General features: G+C 39.2%; 5 protein-coding genes. 1 reads left to right on the forward strand and 4 read right to left on the reverse strand.

Annotation, left to right across the window (positions count from 1 at the left end; all coding sequences use genetic code 11):
* Positions 1-6: 6 nt before the first annotated feature.
* Entirely contained in the window at positions 7-696 is a 690-nt protein-coding gene (locus RI561_RS08865) for a NuoI/complex I 23 kDa subunit family protein (RefSeq protein ID WP_395079877.1), read from the reverse strand.
* Positions 697-786: 90 nt separating this feature from the next.
* Positions 787-2094, reverse strand: a complete 1308-nt coding sequence (gene der / locus RI561_RS08870) for a ribosome biogenesis GTPase Der (RefSeq protein WP_395079878.1) — start codon at positions 2092-2094, stop codon at positions 787-789.
* A 66-nt stretch (positions 2095-2160) separates the two neighbouring features.
* Between der and RI561_RS08875 the strand changes: the two genes are divergently transcribed.
* Positions 2161-2406 (forward strand): hypothetical protein, encoded by a 246-nt coding sequence (locus tag RI561_RS08875; protein WP_395079879.1) that lies wholly within the window; start codon positions 2161-2163, stop codon positions 2404-2406.
* Positions 2407-2414: 8 nt separating this feature from the next.
* Here the strand turns inward: RI561_RS08875 and RI561_RS08880 are convergent, their stop codons facing one another.
* Positions 2415-5339, reverse strand: a complete 2925-nt coding sequence (locus RI561_RS08880; RefSeq protein ID WP_395079880.1) for a hypothetical protein — start codon at positions 5337-5339, stop codon at positions 2415-2417.
* 42 nt (positions 5340-5381) lie between these two features.
* Positions 5382-6405, reverse strand: a 1024-nt coding sequence (locus RI561_RS08885; protein ID WP_395079881.1) for an ATP-dependent helicase, incomplete at its 5' end; no start/stop codon positions are given.

The raw sequence follows: 6405 nt of genomic DNA on the forward strand, positions 1-6405 counted from the left end.
GAAGGTTTATGCAGACCAGCTGTCGGAAGCGGGAGTTGAGTCATTATTTTTTTGTTGCTCAATCATATCTACCAGAGATAATCCGGTATTCCAGTCTCGATCCCTGTCTCTTACCGAATGAATATTATTTTCTTCCTGGAAGTCCCAAAAAGATCCAAATTGTTGATTTCTATAATTCTTTAAGTACTCTAAGCGATCTTCTAAATCTTCTTTTGGCACCAAGAGCCGTTCTTTATCATAAATGGCATCCTCTCGAGACTCAAATACGATATCATAATCTTTACTCATAACGATAGCTTCTTCGGGACAAACTTCTTCGCAATAACCACAATAAATGCAACGAAGCATATTAATCTCGAAAAAGTCTGGATAGCGCTCTTTTTCATCTTCAGTCTCTTTAGCTTGCATACTTATAGCCAATGGCGGGCAAGCCCGAGCACACAAACCACAAGCCACACATCTCTCCTTTCCATGGTCTTCAACCAATACCGGTCTCCCCCTGAAAATTGCGGGCGGATCCCATTTCTCTTCCGGATAATTAAGGGTAAAGGTAGGCTGGAACATTTGTTTCAGCGTGTACCAAAGACCTTTCAATATTTCGGGTATATACAGCTTTTCAAGGAAATTGAGTTTTCTTTCCTTTTTATAGTTATCGCTTAGAGCGTTTACTGTCGGATTTTCGAGATTCTTAGCCATTCAATTAGAATCGATTTCTATGTAGTAATTAGCGCTGAAAAATAAACCATTGTAGCCTTAGCATCAAAGTTATTTATCAGCTTTTCTATTTTATTTTTGTCGAAATACCATTGTTATCGGAACACCAATAAAACCATATTGTTGCCTGATTTTATTTTCTATGTATTTACGATAATTTGGCGGCAAGTCATGCGGACTATTCATAAAGAATTTAAAAACCGGAGGCTCACTCTTCACCTGTGTTGCATACGTGATTTTTAACTGCTGTCCCCTTTTCATAGGCAGCGGCTTCTCACCAAGCATGTTCTCAAGGAAATCGTTAAAATCAGAAGTGGATATTTCTTTTTTTCGTTCCTGTATAACAACTTCTGCCATATCTAACACATTATGAATTCTTTTGTTATTGAGAGCTGAGATAGTAACTATAGGAACATAGTAAAGTTGAGGTACATTGGAATAAATGTATTCTTCAAATTCCTTAACGGTATTAGTGTCCTTTTCAGGCACTAAATCCCATTTATTTAATACGATTACAAGACCTTTATTGAATTTTTCAGCTTCTTTAAGAACCCGCTTGTCCTGAGCATCGAAACCTTGCATTGCATCTACAATTAAAATAGCAATGTCACATTCCCGAATAGCTTTTTCCGTCCTTACAGTACTATAAAACTCAATGTTTTCTTTCACCTTAGTACGCCTTCTGAGCCCGGCGGTATCAACTAAAACATAGTCTTTATCGTTATAGTGAAGATTACTGTTTAGTGAATCGCGAGTGGTTCCGGCAATATCGGTTACGATAGCTCTATTGTCTTCCAGTAAAGCATTAAAAAGGCTGCTTTTCCCTACATTTGGTCTGCCGATAAAAGCCAGTTTTGGAACTTCATTTTCAGGTTCAGGCTGCGATTCCGGTAAATATTCTACGACTTTATCTAACAGGTCACCTGTACCCATGCCGCTAAGTGAGGAAATGGGATATAAATCCTCAAAACCAAGCTCGTAAAATTCACTCGCATTAAGTCTGCGTTCTTCATTATCAGCTTTGTTTGCAACTACTATTACGGGCTTATTCTCTTCTCTCAATAAAGAAGCGACAGCTTTATCCAACGTATTGATACCGGTCTCAACATCAACTACAAGAAGAATTACATCAGATTCTTCTAAAGCAATGTGTACTTGTTCCCGGATACCCGCAGAAATCACATTCATCTCATCCGGTAAATATCCGCCTGTGTCTATAATATTAAAATCGCGGCCATTCCAAAATGTCTCACCATAGTGCCGATCTCTGGTTACACCGTATTCATCGTGAACAATGGCTTTCCTCCTGCCAATCAGTCGATTAAAAAATGTTGATTTACCGACGTTGGGACGCCCTACTATTGAAACTACTGGAAGCATTTTACGTGTTAGATTCTTAGATTAAACAAGCAATAAATATACGCATAATTCAGCACTTAATTTACCATGCTTCAAAGCTTTTATGAGAGTTTCGGATTTTTTGGTGCCCTATTTTTGGCCATCCTTTTATTCGTGTTATTCATTTTTTGGGTAGCCGGAATTGCAGGTATAACTCTGCCATATGATGGGGGGCAAAAAAAAGCAAATTCCTGGCAAATCATTTTAGCTGTTTTAATTCCTATTTACCCTATTGCATGGCTTTTCTACGATATCTATCAACAACGGCAGTTTATGAAAGAGGAAGAATCGTAAACAAACTATCAGAATGGTACCACGGTTTTAATCCGGTAATATACTTCTGTATTATTATCTCCAAATAGCTGTTTTGTCGGTTGTGCTACTCCAACACCGTGAACAAAGTTTAGGCCAAATAATGAAATCCTGTTCTTAAGTTCAGCCCCGGCTCCCCAACGACTAATATCTCCTGTTGAACCTGATTCACTTATTGCATTGTACACAATTCCTGTATCTGTAAATAAGGCTATACTTGTTCTTCCTAAACTCATAAGACCAAGAATTTCAGTATTTAGAGAAGGTAAAAAAGGAATTCGATACTCTGCACTGACAAATAAGCTTTTATCTCCCGCCACAAAATCACGGAAGCCCCTGACTCTTTCATTATCCCCAAAAAATTGTAGTGGAATTTCATCCAAGATATTTAAGCTAACATTATCATACCGGGAAAAACCTATATAATTTTGTGGAAGTGGATTTCCCCATTGAGCCTGAAATCTTGTTCCAATATATAATCGGTTCATTCCTATAAAAGGTAAAATAGTATAAGCAGATAAATCGGTCTCCAGATATGCACGTTCAGATCCTGCTATTTTTTCTGAACCGGTTAGTTCAAGTTTCAGCCCTGAACCATCTAAAGGGTGAATGACATTATGCCTCCAGGGACGTTGTTTCTTAACTTCAAAACCAAGTGAGAAATCAGTTATGGTTGCTGATTCGGGGGATGGAATTAAATTAAAGTTGTCGAATTTATTCCTGTCCATCGGGCGGGTGCTGTAATGTCGAACTTGAGCTGAAATAGAGCTGTTTTGATACGAACCCGAAAGTTTGTCAATCGGCCACTCCATCAATATATCTGTTCCAGTGTATTCTTCAATCAAAAACTGGTCCCCATAAAATTGGCCGTTTTCCGGTATTCTGTACACATTGAAATATACTGATGGGTAAAACTGGTTATTCAGATATGAAATTGCCCCATAGGATTTATATTCTGGATTTGGCACTGAAACCCATCCTCCAGCCTCTAAGGTATGTTTACCTAAAGGCTCTGACCAATTGGTGGTTGCAAAAAAGCCCCAGTCATCTGGATTGTCGTAGTATGGTAAACCAAAGGAAACAACGTGTGTGAGGTTTTTAAAAGAGGAGTACTCGTAATTTTTACTAATCAAATCTTCGTTTGCTGGAATATTTGAATCGAGAAAATGTGGTGGGTTTTTAGCTCGCCAGCTTGCATACTCGGTTGGCAATTGTACATCGTTGGCACTGAAATTTCGTTCAAGTGGTACAAGATGAAATTTGTCTTTTGTCCTGTTTTCTGATGCACCAATAAGTAGTTTTTCTGAGGAAGTTGAATCACCGGCTATCCAGCCAAATACTTCTGCCCCGGTGAATACTTGAGTGAATCGTTCTTCTGTAGCCCTTTCATAGTCATAGATAAATACATTGGGTACTTCATCCCTGAGTGATATATATGCCACTTTATTACCCTCAGGACTTAAGACGGGTGCTCTGATGTGCTCATCATTGATTTGCAGAATTTCTTCAGTTCCATCTATATTAATCGCAATAAGTTCTCTTTCCCCATTATCATTAAACCTGTGAACTAACCAATGACCTCTCTTTTCATTCCAAACGGTCCAAAGCAGCTGAATGTCACCTGTATAGTTAGTGATTCTTTTTTCTTCACCAGTATTCAGGTTGCGGACAAATAAGTTACCTGTACCAGATTCATTTACGATATAGGAGATTTCATCTTCATTGGGGCCAAAAACGGGAAACTTAGCCCTTCTGCTGAAAGTAATTTGCTCTTCTTCTCCAGCCTCAAGATCATAGATAAAAATATCATTCAGCAAAGAGGAATACTCACCCCGAACCGTCCGAGAATAGACAAGTTTAGTACTACCTGCATCCCAAGCTAAATCTTCATTAATATCTCCCTCTGCCAACACTTTAGAACTTTGAGTAGAATCATTTTCAATCAAGTAAAGCCTTTTAACCGGCCTTGCCATCGATGGATATCCCAAAACTGCAACCAAGCTGTCATTAGGACTTACAGCAGCATCAAAGTAAAAATTGCCCGGGAAATTAAGTCGATCTCCTTTCAGTGAATCCACCCGTTCCATTTGTGAAGCTACCGTGTTGTAATAGACATTAGTATGCTTTCGCCAGTCATCATAAAAAGAAGAATAGCCTCCGTCTACCTCCTCTTCAAAAGCAGCATAAAAATCATGGTATGGGATGAGACCTAATAACTTTTCCCTCTGCTGAAGCAGATCAACTAATGTGCTGTCTCCATATTTTTCAGTGAAATATCTCAACTGAGAATTGCCAAGAGCGTATCTTAGCCGGCCATCTTCCAGGGCCTGTCCGGAATTATAGTTCATGTCATCATCAAAAACTGCCTTACGCAGCCACCGATCACCTCTTTGTGAATCCCAGTATTCGGTTTCGTACTGGGCAAGTCCTTCCGTCCAAAAGCCGGGCAACGGATTGGCAAAGATATTTTGAAGCAAACCTATCGGAGGCTTGACCGCCTCAAAATGGAAAATATGTGCAAGCTCATGGGCTACAACTTTCCTCAGCCACTTTTCACTTCCCGTCCATATCTCACTGTAGTCATTCAGATTTACCCATATATCTGTATATGATCTACTGAAAGGCACTGCAAAGCCATTGTTTATTTCATCTTCATCCGATAAATAAATCCTGATCTTATAATCAAAATTGACTTCCAGATTCTTCGAAAGAGCATCATAAGTAGCCTCAGCAATAGCAGCTGCTTTTGTTTCAATACCTGAAATTCGTTCCGGATACATAATCAGAAAATGCTCGGTCTCAGCCACTTTCCAGTTTAATTCGGGGTGATTCCTTCCATTTGAAGAGTTGAATCCCTGGGCAAATACTAACTGGGATAACAAAAGTAGAAGAATCGTGAGAATGGTTTTTTGCATGTTGTAAGGTCTACTATTAATTGAGTTATCAACTACGAAACACTATTCAGGAAGTTGCTTTTGTTTTCCTTCATCAATTTGCTGCTGTTGTTCCTCTTCAATGAGCTTCCATTCTTCCACCAATTCATCATTCATTTCTTTTATAAATCGAGATGGTTGAGTAAAGTAATCACCATAAGCAGACTGACCTAACACAGGATAACTGAAATAAAGCATCTCTTCTGCCCGTGTGGCCGCTACATAAAGAAGTCGAAGTTCTTCATCAAGCTGCTCCTCATCGTCCACGGAATAAGTAGATGGAATAATGCCATCCAAACACTGGATAATGAATACATGTTTCCACTCCAATCCTTTTGCAGAATGAATGGTGCTGAGAATTAACGGGGCTTCTTCCTTGGTTTTTTGTTCGGTATCAACAGCTGTAGCCGTGATGGGATCAAGCGCCAGTTCTTCAAGCATTTTGGACAATGATGTAAAGCTTTCAGAAACATTAATAAAAGCCTCTAAATCCTTAAGCCGCTTTGGATAATCATCGTATCTTGATTTACAAAAATCACGATAGTATTCCACAATTAATTCTATCACTTTTGGTACGGAGTGCTCTTTTTCTTTCAAATCTACCAGTAATTTACTGAGCACTTTCAGCTGATTTATATATGATTTACTGGTAGTATCTGACAGATCCAGTCGATAAGGATTCTTGGCAAGCCGTATCCATTCAAACAAATCCTGAGCTGTTTTTGGGCCGATGCCATCTAACAGCATCAACACCCTGTTCCAGGCTATGGTATCCATCGGGTTCACCAAAATCCGGACATGTGCCAATACATCTTTGATGTGAGCCGCTTCCGTGAATTTTTGTCCACCGTACTTCACAAAAGGAATATTTTTACGATTCAGCTCTACTTCCAGGTCAAAAGAATCACGTCCATTTCGAAATAACACCGCCATTTCATTGAGTTCTCTTCCCTGCTCCCTAAGTTGTAACACAGCCTGTGTAATAAAACGACTCTGATCATGCTCACTGTTTGATTGAACCAAAGCAGGTAACTCTCCCTCCTTAATA

It is taken from the genome of Gracilimonas sp. (genome assembly GCF_031581265.1).
GTDB lineage: Bacteria > Bacteroidota > Rhodothermia > Balneolales > Balneolaceae > Gracilimonas.

Coding starts and splice junctions, on each gene's coding strand:
- der (WP_395079878.1), bottom strand. CDS start 2,094: ATGCTTCCAGTAGTTTCAATAGTAGGGCGTCCCAACGTCGGTAAATCA.
- RI561_RS08875 (WP_395079879.1), top strand. CDS start 2,161: ATGCTTCAAAGCTTTTATGAGAGTTTCGGATTTTTTGGTGCCCTATTT.
- RI561_RS08865 (WP_395079877.1), bottom strand. CDS start 696: ATGGCTAAGAATCTCGAAAATCCGACAGTAAACGCTCTAAGCGATAAC.
- RI561_RS08880 (WP_395079880.1), bottom strand. CDS start 5,339: ATGCAAAAAACCATTCTCACGATTCTTCTACTTTTGTTATCCCAGTTA.